Genomic DNA, 18,500 nt, shown 5'->3' on the forward strand with positions numbered 1-18,500 from the left:
TCCTCCCTTTTACCTAAACGCCGATGGGTCGGCGGATAGGGTTACGACTTGCCGCAAAACATGTCGTAGACGAGGTCAATCATCTGGCGAGGACGGTCATCGGTCAAGCGGTAGTAGATCGTTTTTCCCTCACGGCGCGGCGTGACCAAACCTTCGAGCCGTAGACGGGCGAGCTGTTGGGATACAGCCGCCTGACGGGCAGAGATCAAATCTTCGAGCTCTGTCACGGATTTTTCACCAGCAGAGAGGTGACACAGGATCAGCAGACGCCCCTCGTGGCTGATCGCCTTGAGGAAGTTCGCCGCCTCTTGGGCGTTGTCCATAAGCTTGTCGAGGTCAGCCTCGCAAATCTTATCGTCTACAATTGGAAGGCCCATCGTGCCGATCCTTATTGTCCTGCCGTACTGTTCAGCGCTTACGCGAAACGGCTATTTTATTCAACGATGATGCGCACACGAATTCCAGTTGTGGCATCCTCGTCAAGTTTGCGCGGGCGGCAGGCCGAGGATCTGGCCCAAAAGCCCCCAGAAGAAATCTTCGCCCGGATAGCCCTCGATCCTGCCAATCTCAACGCCGTCTTCAAGCACGACAAAAGTGGGGGTGAACACCATCGGTCTGTCTAAAGTCACATCGCTCGGCAGCGGGTCATTGATATCGACCTGCCAAAGCGGAGCCATCTCGCCTTCGGTGGTTTTGGGATAGATGGGGCCGATTTGGGCTTCCCACCGTGCGCACCACATGCAGCCATCCTCGACCCCCATAAGAAGTCGGGTTTCAGCAGCGGCAGGCACCGCCGTCAGGACCCAAAGGGCCAAAGCTTTCCATAATGTGCGCATCTGTATGCAAACCGATTGACGGATGGAAATATCATCATCTAGCATAATATGAATATATGAATGTCGCAAGGGAGGGCGGCCGCCGATGGAAATGACCTATGTGGGCGCGGCTTTTGCCGGCCTTTTGTCGTTCTTTACACCCTGCATTTTGCCGATGGTTCCGTTCTACCTGTCCTACATGGCAGGTCTTTCGATGAATGAACTGCAAGGTGACGATGACATCGCGCCCGGCGCGCAACGCCGCCTCGTTTTGTCATCCATTGCGTTTGCGCTGGGCGTCACGACTATCTTCGTGCTGCTCGGACTTGGCGCGACGGCTGTCGGGCAGGCGGTTGCACAATGGAAGCCGATCTTGGCCTATGTCGCCTCTGCGATCTTGATCGTCTTTGGCCTGCATTTCTTGGGCATCATGCGGATACCGTTCCTCTATCGTGAGGCGCGGATGGAAAGCTCAGCTGAGCCTTCGACCGTAGTTGGGGCCTATCTCATGGGACTCGCCTTTGGCTTTGGGTGGACGCCCTGCGTTGGTCCGGCTCTTGCGTCGATCCTGATGATCGCGGGCGGCATGGGCAGCCTGTGGGAAGGGGGGATGCTCCTCTTGGTTTACGGTTTGTCGATGACGGCGCCATTCGTCGTGGCGGCACTTTTTGCAAAGCCTTTCTTGGGCTGGGCGCGGCGCAACCGCCGTTATTTGGGCTACGTCGAAAAAGCGATGGGCGTGATGCTGATCCTGTTTGGCGTTTTGATCGCTACGGGCAGTGTGAACACGATTGCGGATTGGATGATCCGCCACGTGCCTTGGTTCTCAACGATTTTGTGAGTCGCAGTGGGGGAGGAAATCCATGCGTAAATTACTAGGTATTCTTGCGGCTGTTCTGTTCGCTCAAGCCGCGCATTCCGCGGAACTGGGCGACGATGGTCTGCACAAAGTAGATTGGCAGCGTGACACGTTCAAAGACCTTCTCGAAGACCTTGAAGAGGCCAATGCTGAAGGTAAGCGCTTGATGGTCATCATCGAGCAGCGTGGCTGCATTTACTGCACCAAGATGTACGAGGAAGTCTTTCCCGTGCCCGAAATCGACCAATACATCCGTGACCACTACTTCGTTGTTCAGCTGAATATGTTCGGTGACGTCGAGGTCACGGACTTTGACGGCACGACCTTGGCCGAGAAGGACATGATTCAACGCTGGGGGATTCTGTTCACTCCGACGCTGATTTTTTATCCGACAGAGGTAGAGGACGGTGCATTCGGTCAGGCTGCGGCTGCAGCGGTGATGCCTGGAGCCTTTGGAAAGTGGACCACCTACAACTTGCTCAATTGGGTGGTTGAAGAGGGTTACCTCGGAGACGAAAGTTTCCAGAAATATCATGCACGTAGGATCGAAGAGGGCGGCCTTTTCGACTGATAATTCGCACCCCAAATCGAGGGGTGCGACAGCCCGCCGCAACGCAGCAATATTCAAAAATTTGAATTTGTGATTGTCAGGAGGCGGGTTTGTCTACTACGGTATTCAAAGAACCGCATATGATGATTTAGGGAGGGCTCATGAAGAGCATCATTCAAATGGCGGTCGGTCTGGCAGTTGTTGCCTCTGTTGCTTCGGCAGAAGAGGTCGCACCCGACGCAGTCGTTTTTGACGATTACGGCGCGGTCGAACAATCCCTGACCGGCGTAGCTGGCAACGTCGAAAACGGCATTGTCATCATGACCAACCGCGGCAAAGGGAACTGCATTGCATGCCATCAGGTTGATGCACTTGCGGACTACCCGTTCCACGGCGAAGTCGGTCCGGCGCTGAACGGCGTTGGTGGTTATCGTACCGAAGCAGAGCTGCGTGGTATCGTGGCGAACGCAAAACACACCTTCCCCGACACGGTTATGCCCTCGTTCTACAAGACCAGCGGCTACATCCGTCCGGGTGATGCATTCACCGGCAAAGCAGGTGCCGAGCCTCTCGCTCCGCTTCTGACCGCCCAAGAAATCGAAGATGTCGTCGCCTATCTGCTCACATTGACAGACTAAGCGACCGAACCCGAGAGGAGAGAAAATGAAGCTGACGCGCAGAGACTCGATCCTGCTTGCGATGGGTGCTTCGGCTGCCGCAATGGTGCCGTTCACCGCAAATGCAGCCGTCGAGGACCTTATCAATGCTTTCACTGGCGGCGCTGCTGTAGGTGATGCTGGCATTACCCTAATCGCGCCGGAAATCGCAGAGAACGGTAACACTGTTCCTGTAGAAGTTGACGCACCGGGCGCAGTAGCAATCATGCTGCTGGCAACCGGCAACCCAACCCCGTCGGTTGCGACTTTCAACTTTGGCCCGCTGGCTGGTTCCCAGTCCGCATCCACCCGTATCCGTCTGTCGAAAACTCAGAACGTTACAGCAATCGCTAAGATGGCTGACGGTTCGTTCGCTCAGGCGTCTTCGGAAGTCAAAGTCACCATCGGCGGCTGCGGCGGCTAAGGTTTAGGAGAGTCAAAATGGCAGACAACGTAACACCCCGCGTCCGCGTTCCCCGTGATGCAGCAGCTGGCGAATCCATCGTCATCAAGACGCTGATTTCGCACCCGATGGAATCCGGTCAGCGCAAAGACGGTGACGGCAACCTCATCCCGCGGTCAATCATTAACCGCTTCACTTGCGAATTTAACGGTCAGAGCGTGATTGATGTCACTCTCGAGCCAGCGATTTCGACAAACCCCTATTTCGAGTTCCAGTCTCTGGTGCCGGAATCAGGAACGTTCACCTTCACCTGGTACGATGACGATGGTTCGGTTTACACCGACACCAAAGACATCGCTGTCAGCTAAGGGTGAACCGTCAAAGGGAGGATCTTTAATATGAAGATGACGGTTCTTAAATCCGCTATCGCTGGCCTCGCACTCGTTGCGAGCGGTGCAATGGCAGAGGGTGGTTTCGAGATTAACGGAGAGATCTCGATCACCACTCACGCCGCTACACCTGACTATCTTGATGGTGCTCTGCCAGAGTTGATCTCTGGTTGGGAATTCCGTTCGGCTGACACCCAAGCAATGCAGCTCGATGACTTTGACAACCCAGGCATGCTGGCTGTTGAGGCCGCAATGGGCGCTTGGGACACGGTTGAGGGCACTGCAGAAAAATCCTGTGCATCCTGCCACGGCAGCGCAGAGGAAAGCATGGTCGGTATCCGTGCAGTTTATCCGAAATGGAACGAAACTGCTGGCGAAGTCCGCACCCTTGCGATGCAGATCAACAACTGCCGTACCGAGCAAATGGGCGCAGATGCGTGGAAATACGACGGCTCTGATATGTCGGGTATGGAAGCACTGATCTCTGTCCAGTCGCGCGGTATGCCTGTGAACGTTGCAATCGACGGTCCCGTTGCTGCTACTTGGGAGCAGGGCCGAGAGATGTACTACACTCGCTACGGTCAACTGGAACTGTCGTGCGCAAACTGCCACGAACAGAACTACGACAACAACATTCGTGCTGACCACCTGTCGCAAGGTCAAATCAACGGCTTCCCGGCATACCGCCTGAAAACCGCTGGTCTGGTTCAGACACACAACCGTTTCAAAGGTTGTGTTCGCGACACCCGCGCCGAGACTTTCTCGCCGGGTTCGGCTGAATTCGTTGCTCTGGAACTCTATGTCGCTTCGCGCGGCAATGGCCTGAGCGTCGAAGCACCGTCGGTTCGTCCGTAAAAAATCAAGGCCCGCGCCAGCGATGGTGCGGGCTTTTGTCTATCCTGAAACATTCAAAAACAAGAATACGAAAAAGGATCGCTTGGTATGATCTCACGCCGTGATTTTCTTCAGGCCAGTATGGCCGCTAGCGCCATCTTGGGTGCGTCCGGTTTTGGCAATTGGGGACGTTTGGCCGCGCAGCAGGTCTTGACCCAAGACGACCTGCTTTCGTTCGAAACCTTCGGCAACGTGTCGCTGATTCACATCACCGACATTCACGCCCAGCTCAAGCCGATCTATTTCCGCGAGCCTGAGATCAACCTCGGCGTTGGCGACAGCCGTGGCGCTGTTCCACACGTGACGGGCGCAGACTTCCGCCGTCTTTATGGGATCGACGATGGATCGTCGTCGCATTACGCGCTGACCTACAATGACTTTGCCGCTCTGGGTAAAACCTACGGCAAGATGGGTGGCCTCGACCGCATTGCGACGGTCGTAAAGTCGATCCGCGCCGATCGTCCTGATGCGATCCTTCTGGACGGCGGTGACACATGGCACGGGTCTTACACCTGCTACCACACTCAGGGTCAGGACATGGTGAACACCATGAACCTCCTTAAACCTGACGCAATGACGTTCCATTGGGAATTCACGCTGGGTTCTGACCGCGTCCGTGAACTGATCGCTGATCTGCCCTATGCCTCCCTCGGCCAGAACATTTTTGACAGCGAATGGGACGAACCTGCAGAAGATTTCGCACCCTATAAGTTCTTTGAACGTGGTGGCGTAAAGATCGCCGTCATCGGTCAAGCCTTCCCCTATATGCCAATCGCCAACCCGGGCTGGATGTTCCCTGAATACTCCTTCGGTATTCGTGACGAACGTATGCAAGAAATGGTCGACGAAGTGCGCGGCATGGGTGCCGAATGCGTTGTCGTCCTTTCGCACAACGGTTTCGACGTGGACAAAAAGATGGCGAGCCGCGTTCAGGGCATTGACGTGATCCTGTCAGGTCACACGCACGATGCGCTGCCTGAGCCTGCTCTTGTCGGTGAAACGATCATCGTGGCCTCAGGCTCGAACGGCAAATTCGTCAGCCGCGTTGACCTCGATATCCGCGATGGCCGCATGATGGGCTTCCGTCACAAGCTAATCCCGATCTTCTCGGACGTGATCGAAGCGGACGCAGAGATGACCGCAGCGATTGACGCCGAACGTGCCCCGTATGAGGCAGACCTGAACGAGGTCATCGGCACTGTCGCTGACGACACTACATTGTTCCGCCGTGGTAACTTTAACGGTTCATGGGACGACCTGATCTGTGATGCGCTTCTGTCCGAACGTGACGCAGAGATCGCAATGTCGCCTGGTGTGCGTTGGGGTCCGTCCATGATGCCGGGTCAGCAGATCACGCGCGAGGATCTCTGGAACGTCACCTCTATGACTTACCCGAACGCGTATCGCACGGAAATGACGGGTGAATTCATTCACACCATCATGGAAGACGTCGCCGACAACATCTTTAACCCCGACCCATACTACCAGCAGGGCGGGGACATGGTTCGCATGGGTGGCCTCGGCTACCGCATCGACATCAATAAGCCGATTGGCGAGCGTATCTCTGACATCACGCTCCTCAAGACAGGCGAAACACTCGATCCGTCCAAGTCCTACGTGGTCGCAGGTTGGGCGAGTGTGAACGAAGGCACAGAAGGTCCTGAAATTTGGGACGTTGTTGAAAGCCATATCCGCAAACTCGGCACCGTGTCCGTTGCACCGAATACTTCGGTGCAGGTCGTTGGTGCGTAAGACAGGGGACCATAGGATGGATACCAAATACAAAGGCACCAAGCCGTCCCGTCGTTCGTTCCTGACCGGAGCACTTGCCGCTGGCGGTGCTGTCGTTGGGACGACCTACGCGCGGGCGCAAGGCGCACCTGATCCTGCAATCACTGAAACCCAGCCATGGCGCCAGTTCCTCGGTGATGGTGTGGACGCAGCACCTTACGGTATGCCGTCGGAATATGAGGCTGACGTTATTCGTCGCCGCGTTCCGTGGCTGACCGCTGACGCTGTATCGTCGATCAACTTTACGCCGCTGCATGAACTCGACGGGATCATCACCCCGAACGGCCTGTGCTTTGAACGTCACCACGGTGGCGTCGCGCATGTTGATCCCGCTGAATATCGCCTGATGATCAACGGCCTCGTGGAAAAGGAACTCGTGTTCACGATGGAAGACCTCATGCGCTTCCCGCGTGAGAACCACGTCTACTTCCTCGAGTGTGCGGCGAACTCTGGCATGGAATGGGCGGGTGCACAGCTGAACGGCTGTCAGTTCACCCACGGCATGATCCACAACGTCATGTATACAGGCGTTCCGCTTCGTCTGCTTCTCGAAGAAGCTGGCGTCAAAACCAACGGCAAATGGCTAATGGTTGAAGGCGCGGACGCTGCGGGTATGAACCGTTCGATCCCGATCGAGAAAGCACTGGATGACTGTCTCGTTGCGTTCAAAATGAACGGCGAAGCACTACGGCCAGAGCAGGGCTATCCTGTCCGCCTCGTTGTTCCCGGTTGGGAAGGCAACATGTGGATCAAATGGCTCCGTCGTATCGAAGTTGGTGACCAGCCATGGCACGCCCGCGAAGAAACGTCGAAATACACTGACCTTCTCGAAGGCAGCATCGCGCGTCGCTTTACATGGGAAATGGACGCGAAATCGGTCATCACGAACCCGAGCCCGCAGGCACCGATCACCCACGGCAAAGGTTGGACTGTTCTGACAGGTGTCGCTTGGTCTGGCCGTGGCACGATCCCACGTGTGGATGTGACCATCGATGGCGGTAAGAACTGGCATCAGGCGCGTATGTCTGGCCCGTCGCTCGATAAATCGATGCACCGCTTCTACTTCGAGTTTGAATGGGATGGCTCGCCGCTGCTTCTGCAGTCTCGTGCGCACGATAGCACTGGCTATGTCCAGCCAACCAAAGAAGAGTTGCGTCACTTCCGCGGCGAAAACTCGATCTACCACAACAACGGCATCCAGACTTGGTATGTCAACGAAAACGGCGAGGCAGAAAATGTCGAAATTTCTTAAGATTTTCGCCCCAGCAGCGACGGGCGCGGCGGGTATGCTCGCGCTGGCTTACACGGCCGCTGATCAGTTCATCGTAGATATTCCTGCGCCTATTCGCGAGGCTATCGCGATCAATGCCGCAGTCGCTGAAGAAGCCCGTGCAGAAGCCGAAGCCCGCGCTGCAGAGCTTGCGATGGCTGGCCTCGCACCGTCTGCTGATGGTGGCTACGGTTTGGGTCGCGGTGCGCTCTCGGAAGAGGTTGCGGCATGGGATACGGACGTTCGTCCTGACGGCCATGGCCTGCCTGTCGGCTCTGGTGATGTGTTCACTGGCGAAGAAGTGTTCGTCGAACGCTGCGCTATGTGCCACGGCGATTTTGGTGAGGCTGTTGGCCGTTGGCCTGTGCTCGCTGGTGGTCACGGCACGCTCGAGCATGAAGATCCGGTTAAAACCATCGGGTCCTACTGGCCGTATCTGTCGACCGTCTATGACTACGTGAAGCGCGCGATGCCTTTCGGTGACGCGACCTCGCTGTCAGATGACGAAGTTTACGCGATCACCGCATACCTTCTGTATGTGAACGATCTGGTTGATGACGACTTTGAACTCAGCAATGAGAACTTCCAAGACGTGCGTCTGCCGAACGAGGCAAACTTCATCGACGACGACCGTATGACCACAGAAATTCCTGCATTTGTTCGTCCAGAAATCTGCATGGAAAACTGTAAAGATGCGGTTGAGATCACAATGCACGCGTCCGTTCTGGACGTGACGCCAGAGGAAACCGCTGCAAAAGCGGCCGCAGCCGCAGAAGCCGCAGCAGCGGCAGAAGCTGCTCCAGCCGCTGCCGTTGAAGAAGCTGCTACTGCTGAAGTGACTGAAGCAGCCGCAGACGCTGCCCCATCGGCTGAACTGATTGCGGCAGGTGAGGGCGTATTCCGTCAATGCCGTAGTTGTCACCAAGTCGGCGAAGGCGCTCGCAACGCAACGGGTCCTGCGCTGAATGGTGTTGTCGGCGCGCACATCGGTTCGGTTGATGGCTTCCGCTACTCCAACACGTTCAAAGATGCGAACGAAGCGGGTGACGTTTGGTCCGTCGACCGTCTGGCAGAGTTCCTCGCTGATCCGCGTGGGTCGATGGCAGGTACCAAAATGGCATTTGCTGGCCTTCGCACTCAGGAAGATATCGACGCGATCATTGCGTATCTGTCGACCTTCTCGCGCTAATACTTTCCCCGTCCGGCGCACCTGTCGGGCAGGGTTTTCCATTTCTCCGATATGATCCATGTCAAAGTCGGATCGCAGAGGTGGGATTAACCAGAGATCAACAGGAAGGGGCCCTTCGCCATGACCCGCACCTTTGTCGCTGCGCTGCTAACTTTGACGATGACTGCTGCCTCTGCCCAAGAGGCCGCAACCACATATGCCTTTGACGGTAGTTTTGACGACGCCACCTTTGGCGTCGAATCCGCTATTGTGGGCCGTGGTCTTGTGGTGGATTGGGTCAGTCACACAGGCGAAATGCTCAACCGCACTGGTGCCGATTTAGGTGCCGATCAGGTTATCTTTGATCAAGCTGATATTTTCCAATTTTGTTCGGCCACCATCTCTCGGCAGATGATGGAAGCGGACCCTCTGAATATTGCCCATTGTCCTTATGCTGTGTTCGTTTTTGAACGCGAAGGCGAAGTTGTTGTGGGTTACCGAAACCAACCTGAAGGCGTGATGCAGGCTGTGCAAAGCTTGCTCGATGAAATCGCCCGCGAAGCTGTCGGAGAATAACCATGGACTATCAGAATTTCTTTGCCTCGGAGCTGAACAAGCTCCGCGAGGAAGGCAACTATCGCGTTTTTGCGGACCTTGAGCGTGAACGTGGAAACTTCCCGAAGGCGGCGAACTTTGTTGAGGACGCGGTTCGCAAAGTATCGATCTGGTGTTCGAACGACTATCTCGGCATGGGTCAGCACCCGAAAGTTCTGGAAGCGATGCATGATGCGCTGGATAAGGTGGGCGCTGGTGCTGGCGGCACGCGCAACATCTCTGGCACGACTCACCACCATGTTTTGCTCGAACGCGAGCTGGCCGATTTGCATGGTAAAGAAGCGGCTCTTTTGTTCACCTCGGGCTATGTGTCGAACTGGGCTGCTCTGGGCACCTTGGCGTCCCGTATTCCGAATTGCCTTGTGATTTCCGATAGCCTCAACCACGCATCGATGATCGAAGGCATCCGCCATTCCAAAGCAGAGCGGAAGCTGTGGAAACACAACGATCTAGCTCACCTCGAAGAACTTCTCGCCGAACAGCCGCTCGATCGTCCGAAGCTGGTCGCGTTTGAATCGGTTTATTCGATGGACGGCGACATTGCTCCGATCAAAGAGATTTGCGATCTGGCCGAGAAATACAATGCGATGACCTATCTGGATGAGGTTCACGCGGTTGGCATGTACGGTCCGCGCGGCGGTGGTGTGGCGGAGCGCGAAGGTCTGATGGACCGCGTCACCGTAATCGAAGGGACCTTGGGCAAAGCATTCGGCGTTATGGGTGGCTATATCACTGCGTCGAAAGAGCTGGTTGATTTCGTGCGGTCCTTTGCGTCGGGCTTTATCTTTACCACGGCTCTGCCGCCTGCGGTCGCGGCTGGTGCTTGCGCTGCTATCAAACACCTCAAGCAATCGTCTGCAGAGCGTGAATCGCAGCAGGCAAAGGTCGCGCAGGTGCGTGAACGGCTTGACGCGGCGGGTATCCCGCACATCGAAAATCCGAGCCACATCATTCCAGTGATGGTCGGCGATCCTGTGAAGTGTAAGTGGATTTCTGACGTTCTGATGGATCGCTACGGCATCTACATTCAGCCGATCAACTATCCGACAGTTCCCAAAGGCACTGAACGTCTGCGCATCACACCGTCCCCCGTTCACAGCCAAGAGGACATTGATAAGCTTATCGGCGCTCTCGAAGAGCTTTGGGCACAATGTGAATTGGCGCGAATGCCGATGGCGGCGCAATAATCCAGATACGAAAAGGGCGGCTCAGAGCCGCCCTTTCTTTTATGCTGCGACGAATTTGTAAGTGTCGCCCGATTTTTCGGCCCGTCCCACGCCGGGGAAGGGGAAGTGGAAGCCGATCATTGCCATTTGTTCGTTGGCCAAACGGTCGAGGAGCCGTTCGCGCGTTGCGATGCCCATGTCCTGATCTTGGTCGGAACCGCTTGCCCAAGATGGGACTTCGAAGCCAACGTGGTGGTTGCCGATCGCGTCACCGATGATCATCAGGCTGTCGGACCCACCGCGGATTTCGAACGATGTGTGACCCGGCGTGTGACCATTGGTGGCGAAAGCGGAAATGCCAGACACAACCTCATCGCCATCCTCAAAAGTCTCGAGGTAGTCTTCGATGGTTTGAAGGTTGCGGATCGCACCTGCGGCAAAGGCCATACGTGCCTCGCCAATGGCATTCGGTGTATTCGGGTCGAGCCAGAAATCACGTTCGGCCCGACTGATCATGTGTTTTGCATTATAGAACACTGGTTCGTCAAAGTCATCCAGAACGCCCCAGAGGTGGTCAGGGTGCGCGTGGGTAAAGATGACGTGGGTGACTTCTTCGGGCGTGACGCCGAGCGTGTCCAGTGAGTCGAGTAAACGTCCTGCCGTCGGCATGAAATTCGCGCCCGCACCGGTATCAAATAGCACAGTGTTCGTGCCATCGCGGAGCAGGGTGACATTACAATCGGGTGTAAATTGGTCAGGCGTCAGGCCGTAGCGTGCGAGGATTTCGCCAGCTTCGCCAACCCGATCCCCGAGGATCATCGAACCCGGCAAAACGAGGTTGCCGTCGGATAGCGTGTCGATCTTTAGGTTGCCCATCTCGACCGAAGCAAAGCTGCGGAATGGCAGGGTGCCCGCCAAAGCGGCTCCGCCCAACATTACAGCGCGTCTGGTAAGCTTCATTGTAACTCCTCCCAAGTCACATTCATATGTTTGTATATGTAGCGCTTTTGTTCGCTTTCGCCTAGTCATTGCGTGATGGCGCAAATGAAATGCAAAGAGTCGCATTTTCCCACTGGACGGGGGTCGAAAAATTTCCTATCGGAAACATACGTGTTCGGGAGAACTGGATCACCAGTGCCGAAGGAGCAACCGCCCCAGGAAACTCTCAGGCAAAAGGACCTTACACGTATCAACACTCTGGAGAGTGACGCGACAGCGTCCGCCGAAGGGATAACGATCTCAGGCGCAATGGACAGAGGGGGCATCATGAAACGGGCCATTGGTCCGGATGCTGGAGGCAGTATGTCCGATTTGAAACGCACGGGGCTTTACGATCTGCACGTGGAACTTGGGGCCAAGATGGTTCCTTTCGCTGGCTATGAGATGCCAGTTCAATACCCCTTGGGCGTTATGAAAGAGCACCTCTGGACCCGCGAGAATGCAGGTCTGTTTGATGTGAGCCACATGGGGCAGGTGATCTTGCGCGGCGAGGGTGTCGCTGCTGCATTCGAGGCGCTGGTGCCAATGGATGTGCAGGGCCTCAACGAGGGTCGCCAGCGCTATGGCCTGTTCACCAATGACGAAGGCGGTATTCGCGACGACCTGATGTTTGCGAACCGTGGCGATCACCTGTTTGTCGTCGTAAACGCGGCCTGCAAAGATGCCGATATTGCTTACATGCGGGCAAACCTCGCGGGTATCGAGGTTGAGGAAATCACCAACCGTGCGCTGGTTGCTCTGCAGGGGCCGAAAGCGGAAGCCGCGTTTCAGAAAATTGCCGACGTCGCTGCGATGAAATTCATGGATGTCGCGACTGTTTCGAGCGCCTTTGGCGATCTATGGGTGTCGCGGTCGGGCTACACGGGCGAAGACGGTTTCGAAATCTCGGTCGCCAATGATCAAGCTGAAGCTTTTGTTCGCGCTCTGCTGGCAGACGATGATGTTGTGGCGATTGGCCTAGGTGCACGTGATAGCCTGCGACTTGAGGCGGGGCTGTGCCTCTACGGGTCCGATATCGACACGACAACGACGCCCGTTGAGGCTGACCTCAAGTGGGCGATCCAGAAGGCGCGTCGCGTCGGTGATCGCGCTGGTGGGTTCCCTGGTGCCGACCGTATCCTCGCTGAGTTTGAAAACGGTGCTGCCCGTGCGCGCGTTGGGCTTTTGCCTGATGGGCGTGCACCAATGCGGGCCCATACGATGCTTTTTGCCGATGAAGTCGGAGGCGAGCCGATTGGTGAGGTGACTTCTGGCGCATTCGGGCCCAGCATTAATGCACCGATGTCTATGGGCTATGTCCCTGCCGACCTCTCGGCAGAAGGCACAGTGATTTGGGGTGAAGTGCGTGGAAAGCGCCTGCCCGCTAAAGTGACGGCACTTCCGTTCCGTCCATCAACATATAAGCGTTAAGGTCCGACAGGAGATTTTGGACATGAAATACACAGAAGAACACGAATGGCTGCGCGTCGAAGGTGATCTGGTCGTTGTTGGTATTACCGAACACGCCACCGAGCAGCTTGGCGATATTGTGTTTGTGGAACTGCCCGAAGAAGGCACCGAAGTCGCCAAAGACGACGAAGTGGTTGTGATTGAATCGGTTAAAGCAGCCTCCGACATCCTTGCTCCGCTGGATGGTGAGATCGTCGAAGTGAACGACGTTCTGGCTGACAACCCATCCTTGGTGAACGACGATCCGTTGAATGACGGTTGGTTCTTCAAGATGAAAGTCGAAGATTTGTCCGTGCTTGATGAATACATGGACGAAGCCGCCTACAAGGCGCACATCGGATAATTTCTCTGACATGTCATGTGGTTAGACCCTCGTGACATTCAGTGCTGGACGACAGAAATGGGGGCGGTCGTCGCCCCCAGTCAGACCTTTTTTGCCCGAGGATAGGCCCATGCCGTTTGAACCCACCGACTACCGCCCTTACGATTTTGCGAACCGCCGTCATATCGGGCCAAGCCCCGCCGAGATGGAAGAAATGCTGCGTGTTGTGGGTGTTGAGAGCCTCGATCAATTGATCGAACAGACGGTCCCTGCATCCATCCGTCAGTCCGAACCTCTCGATTTTGGGAAGCCCAAGTCGGAAGGTGAACTGCTGTATTTCCTCGGTAACGTGGCCAAGAAAAACAAACAGATGACCTCGCTGATCGGGCAGGGGTTCTACGGCACCGTGACGCCGCCCGCCATTCAGCGCAACATCTTGGAAAACCCTGCGTGGTATACGGCTTACACGCCCTATCAGCCAGAAATTTCGCAAGGTCGCCTTGAGGCGCTGTTGAACTACCAGACCATGGTCTGTGATCTGACGGGCCTCGAAATTGCGAACGCGTCGCTCTTGGATGAGGCAACTGCCGCAGCCGAGGCCATGACCATGGCGCAGCGCGTGGCAAAGTCCAAAGCAACCGCGTTCTTTGTCGATGAAAACTGCCATCCGCAGAACATCGCGGTCATCAAAACCCGCGCAGAACCGCTGGGGATCGAAGTGATCGTGGGTTGTCCCGACGACCTCGACGCCTCCAAGGTCTTTGGCGCTGTGTTCCAATATCCAGGCACCTATGGTCACGTGCGCGACTTTACGGCCCAGATCGCGGACCTGCATGACTTTAACGCTATTGGTATCGTGATCGCCGACCCGCTCGCGCTGACCATGCTCAAAGAGCCGGGTGCGATGGGGGCGGACATTGCCGTCGGCACCACGCAGCGGTTTGGCGTGCCGCTGGGATACGGTGGCCCACATGCTGCCTATTTCGCCTGTAAAGATGCTTATAAACGTTCCATGCCTGGACGCATTGTGGGTGTGTCGGTCGATAGTCGCGGTGGCCGTGCCCTGCGTTTGTCGCTTCAAACCCGTGAACAGCACATCCGTCGCGAAAAGGCGACGTCGAACGTTTGCACAGCGCAGGCTTTGTTGGCTGTGATGGCGTCGATGTATGCGGTGTTCCACGGCCCCGTTGGCCTTAAAGCGATTGCGCAGCGTATCCACCGCAAGACCGTTCGACTGGTGAAAGGCCTCGAAGCCGCAGGGTTCAAGGTCGAACCCGATGCCTATTTCGATACTGTCACCGTCGAGGTTGGCCCGCTTCAGGGCACCGTAATGAAGTCGGCAGTCGAGGAAGGCATTAATCTACGCAAAGTCGGTGAAACTAAGGTCGGTATCAGCCTCGATGAGCGCACCCGTCGTTCCACGATTGAGGCGGTATGGCGTGCCTTTGGCATCGATGCAAAGGACGAAGACCTCACCCATCATTATGAAATCCCTGAGGATCTGATCCGCACGTCGGATTACCTCACCCACCCTATTTTCCACATGAACCGCGCAGAGACGGAAATGATGCGCTACATGCGTCGTCTCTCGGATCGTGACCTTGCGCTCGATCGGGCAATGATCCCGCTGGGATCGTGCACTATGAAGCTAAACGCGGCGGCGGAAATGATGCCGATCACGTGGCCTGAATTTGCGTTCTTGCACCCCTTTGCCCCAGTTGATCAGGCTGCTGGGTATCAAGAGATGATCGCTGATCTGAGTGAAAAGCTCTGCGTCGTGACAGGCTATGACGCGATGTCGATGCAGCCGAACTCTGGCGCGCAGGGCGAATATGCGGGCCTTTTGACCATCATGGCCTACCACAAGGCCAACGGCGACACGCAGCGTAACATCTGTCTGATCCCTGTCTCTGCACACGGCACGAACCCTGCTTCGGCGCAGATGTGTGGCATGGATGTGGTCGTGGTGAAGTCCGCAGAAAACGGCGATATCGACGTTGAGGATTTCCGCGCGAAGGCTGAGAAAGCGGGCGACCGTCTGGCGGCTTGTATGATCACCTATCCGTCGACCCATGGCGTGTTCGAAGAAACCGTGCGCGAAGTTTGCGAAATCACGCACCAGTTCGGTGGCCAAGTTTACATCGACGGCGCGAACCTCAACGCAATGGTTGGTTTGGTTAAGCCGGGTGAAATAGGCGGTGACGTTTCGCACCTCAACCTGCACAAGACCTTTGCGATCCCACACGGCGGCGGTGGCCCCGGCATGGGTCCGATTGGGGTCAAAGCGCACCTTGCACCTTACCTTCCCGGACACCCTGAAACGGGTGGCGAAACGGGACCGGTGTCCTCGGCACCTTGGGGGTCTGCGTCGATCCTGCTGATTTCGTGGGCTTATGTGTTGATGATGGGCGGGCAGGGCCTAACCCAAGCGACCAAGGTCGCGATCCTCAACGCGAACTACATCGCGAAACGGCTGGAAGCTGGTTACGGCGTCCTTTTCAAAGGCCGCAATGGTCGCGTAGCACACGAATGTATCCTCGACACGCGTCCGTTTGCCGATGATCACGGCGTGACCGTCGATGACATCGCAAAGCGTCTCATCGACAACGGGTTCCACGCACCCACGATGAGTTGGCCTGTCGCGGGAACATTGATGGTCGAGCCGACCGAGTCCGAGACAAAAGCAGAGTTGGACCGCTTTATCGATGCGATGCTGTCCATCCGCGCTGAGATCGACAAAGTTGCCGCGGGAACTTGGCCCGCTGACAACAACCCTCTGTGCAATGCGCCGCATACTGTTGAGGACCTGATCGGTGATTGGGAACGTCCCTACACCCGTGAAGAGGCCTGTTACCCAGCGGGATCGTTCCGTGTGGACAAATACTGGGCACCTGTGAATCGCGTGGACAACGTCTGGGGGGATCGCAACCTGATGTGCATTTGTCCGCCGCTTTCGAATTACCAAGAAGCCGCTGAGTAAGGTTTCGTCAAAGCAAGAAAAGGCCCGCGACGTGTTCGCGGGCCTTTTTTGTTAAGGGCTTATTAACCAGTTTCCACTGAAAATAATCCGATGGTTTGGTGTCGCCTCAAAGACATCATATCCTTACGTATAGACCATATATACTTTAGATTGTGGTTCGTATTTAGTATGGGCGCAGCATGCAGTGCATCTCTGCTGCTGCGCTTTTTCACATATAACACAGACGGAGTTCCGATGCTTGGGGACAAAGGCACGGCTGACAAGCCGAGCCGAGGGATAAGAAATAGTTTACGGTTCCCACAATTGATGCGGAGCGAGATATTCGACGGTTTTTCGGAACTGGAGAAAATCCGACTCATCGATGCAGCTCGCATGCAATACTTCCCAGAGGCGACAGACTTCATTCATCAGGATCAAGTGCCCCTAGGGCTCTATTTGGTTGCACAAGGGCAGGTAGAGATTTGCTACCTTTCGTCTGCCGGCACCCGCACGCCATTGTTGATCGCCAATGTGGGCATGACATTGGGCGGTATCGAATGCCTTGCCGATAGAACTGCTGCGGCGAGTGGACGGGCGACGGCAGGGAGCTGCGTTCTTTTGATCGAAAAGGCTCAGCTCGCAGACCTGACGACCGATCCCCGATTTGTTCGCAACCTTTCGGCGCATATGTACGAGGCCATGCTACGGTTCAATATGTTCCGAAGTGCCGAAAAGGATATGAACGTCCCGCAGCGGATTGCGCATTATCTTCTTCAGTTGCGCTGTTCGGATAACAGCGTTCGGCATAGCCAAACCTTTATTGCCGATACGGTCGGGTGCTCGCGTCAGACCGTGAACAAGAACTTAGGTCGTATGCGCCGCGACGGTGTGATCACCATTGAAAAGGGTGTTATCCAGATCAAGTCAGAGGATGTTTTGTTCCAGTGGATCGACACCGTAGAGGATTGATCACAAATTAAACTTGTCCCATGGGTGCAAAGGCCCTATGTCGCGGTTTCTGGTTTGAGTTCCTTTGCCTCACGGGGGAAACCGATGATCGACACGCCGTACTACCTTATCGATAAGGCTCGTCTTCTTCCTAATATGGAAAAAATTGCTTGGCTCCGCGAAAACTCGGGGGCAAAGGCGCTTTTGGCGCTCAAGTGTTTTGCGACGTGGTCAGTGTTTGATTTTATGTCCGAATACATGGACGGCACGACGTCGTCGTCTATGTTTGAGGTGAAGCTCGGTCGCGAAAAATTCCCCGGCGAAACCCACGCCTATTCTGTCGCTTGGAAAGACGACGAGATGGACGAGGTTTTGGCGAACTCCGACAAGATCATTTTCAACACCGTCGGTCAGCTGACCCGCCATGAGGAAGTATCACGCGGCCATAAACGCGGCCTGCGCGTGAACCCCGGTGTGTCGACCTCTGGTTTTGACCTTGCTGATCCAGCGCGCCCCTTTAGCCGTCTGGGTGAACATGACCCGAAAAACATCGAACCCGTTGCCGATCTGATCACTGGCTTCATGTTCCACAACAACTGTGAGAACGCGGACTTTGATCGGTTTGACGCGATGCTCAACAGCATTGAACAGCGGTTTGGTTACCTGATCCGCAAGATGGAATGGATCAGCCTTGGCGGCGGTATCCATTTCACTGGCGAGGATTACCCAATCGAAAAACTCGCTGAACGCTTGAAACGCTTTAGCGAACAGAACGAAGTGCAGGTCTATCTGGAACCAGGCGAGGCGGCGATCACCAAATCGACCACGCTCGAGGTGACGGTTCTCGACACACTCCACAACGGCAAAAACCTTGCTATCGTGGATAGCTCGATCGAGGCGCATATGCTCGACCTGCTGATCTACCGCGAAAGCGCAAAGATGAACGAGAGCGGCGATCAAGAATGGATGGTCTGCGGAAAATCCTGCCTTGCGGGCGATATTTTCGGCGAGTTCAAATTCCCTGCGCCACTCAAGGCAGGTGATCGCCTGTCCATCCAGGATGCGGCAGGCTACACTATGGTTAAGAAGAACTGGTTCAATGGCGTAAAGATGCCCGCGATTGCCATTCGCGAACTCGACGGTACCGAACGATTGGTCCGCGATTTCACATACGAAGATTTCTCGGCAGCATTGTCGTGAATGTGTCGCCTCAGGGCGATAAACCTAACCTTAAACTTACCACCAAA

19 protein-coding genes and 1 riboswitch are annotated in these 18,500 nt (G+C 55.7%); of the genes, 16 read left to right on the plus strand and 3 right to left on the minus strand.

The features are described from left to right. Window positions 1-41: 41 nt before the first annotated feature. Together AC07ED_RS02675 and AC07ED_RS02680 are read right to left on the minus strand one after the other, a co-directional pair. Entirely contained in the window at window positions 42-377 is a 336-nt protein-coding gene (locus AC07ED_RS02675) for an ArsR/SmtB family transcription factor (protein WP_105234455.1), read from the minus strand. 102 nt (window positions 378-479) lie between these two features. Next, complete coding sequence (locus tag AC07ED_RS02680) at window positions 480-836, minus strand: thioredoxin domain-containing protein (protein ID WP_105234456.1); 357 nt, start codon at window positions 834-836, stop codon at window positions 480-482. A gap of 85 nt (window positions 837-921) precedes the next feature. Here AC07ED_RS02680 and AC07ED_RS02685 point away from each other — a divergent pair, with 85 nt between their 5' ends. The 11 genes from AC07ED_RS02685 to hemA all read left to right on the plus strand — a co-directional run bounded on the left by AC07ED_RS02685 (window position 922) and on the right by hemA (window position 10,597). Continuing rightward, window positions 922-1,656 (plus strand): cytochrome c biogenesis CcdA family protein, encoded by a 735-nt coding sequence (locus tag AC07ED_RS02685; protein WP_105234457.1) that lies wholly within the window; start codon window positions 922-924, stop codon window positions 1,654-1,656. Between the two features lie 22 nt (window positions 1,657-1,678). Then, window positions 1,679-2,245 carry a thioredoxin family protein gene (locus AC07ED_RS02690; RefSeq protein ID WP_105234458.1) on the plus strand — a complete coding sequence of 189 codons (567 nt, stop codon included), beginning with the start codon at window positions 1,679-1,681 and terminating at the stop codon, window positions 2,243-2,245. Window positions 2,246-2,385: 140 nt separating this feature from the next. Further along, window positions 2,386-2,862, plus strand: a complete 477-nt coding sequence (gene soxX, locus AC07ED_RS02695) for a sulfur oxidation c-type cytochrome SoxX (protein ID WP_105234459.1) — start codon at window positions 2,386-2,388, stop codon at window positions 2,860-2,862. 25 nt (window positions 2,863-2,887) lie between these two features. Then, window positions 2,888-3,304, plus strand: a complete 417-nt coding sequence (soxY, locus tag AC07ED_RS02700) for a thiosulfate oxidation carrier protein SoxY (protein WP_067551408.1) — start codon at window positions 2,888-2,890, stop codon at window positions 3,302-3,304. A 17-nt stretch (window positions 3,305-3,321) separates the two neighbouring features. After that, window positions 3,322-3,651 (plus strand): thiosulfate oxidation carrier complex protein SoxZ, encoded by a 330-nt coding sequence (soxZ, locus tag AC07ED_RS02705; RefSeq protein ID WP_105234460.1) that lies wholly within the window; start codon window positions 3,322-3,324, stop codon window positions 3,649-3,651. 30 nt (window positions 3,652-3,681) lie between these two features. Beyond that, a complete protein-coding gene (gene soxA / locus AC07ED_RS02710) occupies window positions 3,682-4,527 on the plus strand; it encodes a sulfur oxidation c-type cytochrome SoxA (protein WP_105234461.1) in 846 nt (281 codons plus the stop codon). 87 nt (window positions 4,528-4,614) lie between these two features. Further along, window positions 4,615-6,318 (plus strand): thiosulfohydrolase SoxB, encoded by a 1,704-nt coding sequence (soxB, locus tag AC07ED_RS02715; protein ID WP_105234462.1) that lies wholly within the window; start codon window positions 4,615-4,617, stop codon window positions 6,316-6,318. A 16-nt stretch (window positions 6,319-6,334) separates the two neighbouring features. Then, window positions 6,335-7,609 carry a sulfite dehydrogenase gene (gene soxC, locus AC07ED_RS02720; RefSeq protein WP_105234463.1) on the plus strand — a complete coding sequence of 425 codons (1,275 nt, stop codon included), beginning with the start codon at window positions 6,335-6,337 and terminating at the stop codon, window positions 7,607-7,609. Next, the gene (locus AC07ED_RS02725; protein WP_105234464.1) at window positions 7,593-8,816 is read left to right on the plus strand and encodes a c-type cytochrome; all 1,224 of its coding nucleotides are present in this window, start codon (window positions 7,593-7,595) and stop codon (window positions 8,814-8,816) included. Before soxC ends, AC07ED_RS02725 begins: the two co-directional genes overlap by 17 nt. A 120-nt stretch (window positions 8,817-8,936) precedes the next feature. Next, complete coding sequence (locus AC07ED_RS02730) at window positions 8,937-9,371, plus strand: DUF302 domain-containing protein (RefSeq protein ID WP_105234465.1); 435 nt, start codon at window positions 8,937-8,939, stop codon at window positions 9,369-9,371. Window positions 9,372-9,373: 2 nt separating this feature from the next. After that, a complete protein-coding gene (gene hemA / locus AC07ED_RS02735) occupies window positions 9,374-10,597 on the plus strand; it encodes a 5-aminolevulinate synthase (RefSeq protein ID WP_105234466.1) in 1,224 nt (407 codons plus the stop codon). Between the two features lie 39 nt (window positions 10,598-10,636). Here hemA and AC07ED_RS02740 read toward each other — a convergent pair whose 3' ends face one another. Continuing rightward, window positions 10,637-11,536 carry an MBL fold metallo-hydrolase gene (locus AC07ED_RS02740; RefSeq protein WP_105234467.1) on the minus strand — a complete coding sequence of 300 codons (900 nt, stop codon included), beginning with the start codon at window positions 11,534-11,536 and terminating at the stop codon, window positions 10,637-10,639. Between the two features lie 145 nt (window positions 11,537-11,681). Beyond that, a riboswitch (glycine riboswitch) is annotated at window positions 11,682-11,767 on the plus strand. Window positions 11,768-11,878: 111 nt separating this feature from the next. Between AC07ED_RS02740 and gcvT the strand changes: the two genes are divergently transcribed. From gcvT to AC07ED_RS02765, 5 genes are all read left to right on the plus strand, one after another. Then, the gene (gcvT, locus tag AC07ED_RS02745; protein ID WP_105236287.1) at window positions 11,879-12,985 is read left to right on the plus strand and encodes a glycine cleavage system aminomethyltransferase GcvT; all 1,107 of its coding nucleotides are present in this window, start codon (window positions 11,879-11,881) and stop codon (window positions 12,983-12,985) included. Window positions 12,986-13,007: 22 nt separating this feature from the next. Continuing rightward, the gene (gcvH, locus tag AC07ED_RS02750; protein WP_067551388.1) at window positions 13,008-13,367 is read left to right on the plus strand and encodes a glycine cleavage system protein GcvH; all 360 of its coding nucleotides are present in this window, start codon (window positions 13,008-13,010) and stop codon (window positions 13,365-13,367) included. A 109-nt stretch (window positions 13,368-13,476) separates the two neighbouring features. Beyond that, complete coding sequence (gcvP, locus tag AC07ED_RS02755; protein ID WP_105234468.1) at window positions 13,477-16,326, plus strand: aminomethyl-transferring glycine dehydrogenase; 2,850 nt, start codon at window positions 13,477-13,479, stop codon at window positions 16,324-16,326. Window positions 16,327-16,632: 306 nt separating this feature from the next. Beyond that, complete coding sequence (locus tag AC07ED_RS02760) at window positions 16,633-17,274, plus strand: Crp/Fnr family transcriptional regulator (RefSeq protein ID WP_478241788.1); 642 nt, start codon at window positions 16,633-16,635, stop codon at window positions 17,272-17,274. 87 nt (window positions 17,275-17,361) lie between these two features. Further along, the gene (locus AC07ED_RS02765) at window positions 17,362-18,453 is read left to right on the plus strand and encodes a carboxynorspermidine decarboxylase (protein ID WP_105236288.1); all 1,092 of its coding nucleotides are present in this window, start codon (window positions 17,362-17,364) and stop codon (window positions 18,451-18,453) included. Window positions 18,454-18,500 lie beyond the last annotated feature (47 nt).

It is taken from the genome of Aestuarium zhoushanense (assembly GCF_056431045.1).

What these genes read in the sequence shown, in the direction of transcription:
- AC07ED_RS02740 (WP_105234467.1), bottom strand. Translation starts at nt 11,536, where the DNA reads ATGAAGCTTACCAGACGCGCTGTAATGTTGGGCGGAGCCGCTTTGGCG.
- AC07ED_RS02760 (WP_478241788.1), top strand. Translation starts at nt 16,633, where the DNA reads ATGCGGAGCGAGATATTCGACGGTTTTTCGGAACTGGAGAAAATCCGA.
- gcvT (WP_105236287.1), top strand. Translation starts at nt 11,879, where the DNA reads ATGTCCGATTTGAAACGCACGGGGCTTTACGATCTGCACGTGGAACTT.
- gcvP (WP_105234468.1), top strand. Translation starts at nt 13,477, where the DNA reads ATGCCGTTTGAACCCACCGACTACCGCCCTTACGATTTTGCGAACCGC.
- soxY (WP_067551408.1), top strand. Translation starts at nt 2,888, where the DNA reads ATGAAGCTGACGCGCAGAGACTCGATCCTGCTTGCGATGGGTGCTTCG.
- gcvH (WP_067551388.1), top strand. Translation starts at nt 13,008, where the DNA reads ATGAAATACACAGAAGAACACGAATGGCTGCGCGTCGAAGGTGATCTG.
- soxZ (WP_105234460.1), top strand. Translation starts at nt 3,322, where the DNA reads ATGGCAGACAACGTAACACCCCGCGTCCGCGTTCCCCGTGATGCAGCA.
- soxC (WP_105234463.1), top strand. Translation starts at nt 6,335, where the DNA reads ATGGATACCAAATACAAAGGCACCAAGCCGTCCCGTCGTTCGTTCCTG.
- AC07ED_RS02685 (WP_105234457.1), top strand. Translation starts at nt 922, where the DNA reads ATGGAAATGACCTATGTGGGCGCGGCTTTTGCCGGCCTTTTGTCGTTC.
- hemA (WP_105234466.1), top strand. Translation starts at nt 9,374, where the DNA reads ATGGACTATCAGAATTTCTTTGCCTCGGAGCTGAACAAGCTCCGCGAG.
- AC07ED_RS02725 (WP_105234464.1), top strand. Translation starts at nt 7,593, where the DNA reads ATGTCGAAATTTCTTAAGATTTTCGCCCCAGCAGCGACGGGCGCGGCG.
- AC07ED_RS02730 (WP_105234465.1), top strand. Translation starts at nt 8,937, where the DNA reads ATGACCCGCACCTTTGTCGCTGCGCTGCTAACTTTGACGATGACTGCT.
- soxA (WP_105234461.1), top strand. Translation starts at nt 3,682, where the DNA reads ATGAAGATGACGGTTCTTAAATCCGCTATCGCTGGCCTCGCACTCGTT.
- AC07ED_RS02690 (WP_105234458.1), top strand. Translation starts at nt 1,679, where the DNA reads ATGCGTAAATTACTAGGTATTCTTGCGGCTGTTCTGTTCGCTCAAGCC.
- AC07ED_RS02675 (WP_105234455.1), bottom strand. Translation starts at nt 377, where the DNA reads ATGGGCCTTCCAATTGTAGACGATAAGATTTGCGAGGCTGACCTCGAC.
- AC07ED_RS02680 (WP_105234456.1), bottom strand. Translation starts at nt 836, where the DNA reads ATGCGCACATTATGGAAAGCTTTGGCCCTTTGGGTCCTGACGGCGGTG.
- soxX (WP_105234459.1), top strand. Translation starts at nt 2,386, where the DNA reads ATGAAGAGCATCATTCAAATGGCGGTCGGTCTGGCAGTTGTTGCCTCT.
- soxB (WP_105234462.1), top strand. Translation starts at nt 4,615, where the DNA reads ATGATCTCACGCCGTGATTTTCTTCAGGCCAGTATGGCCGCTAGCGCC.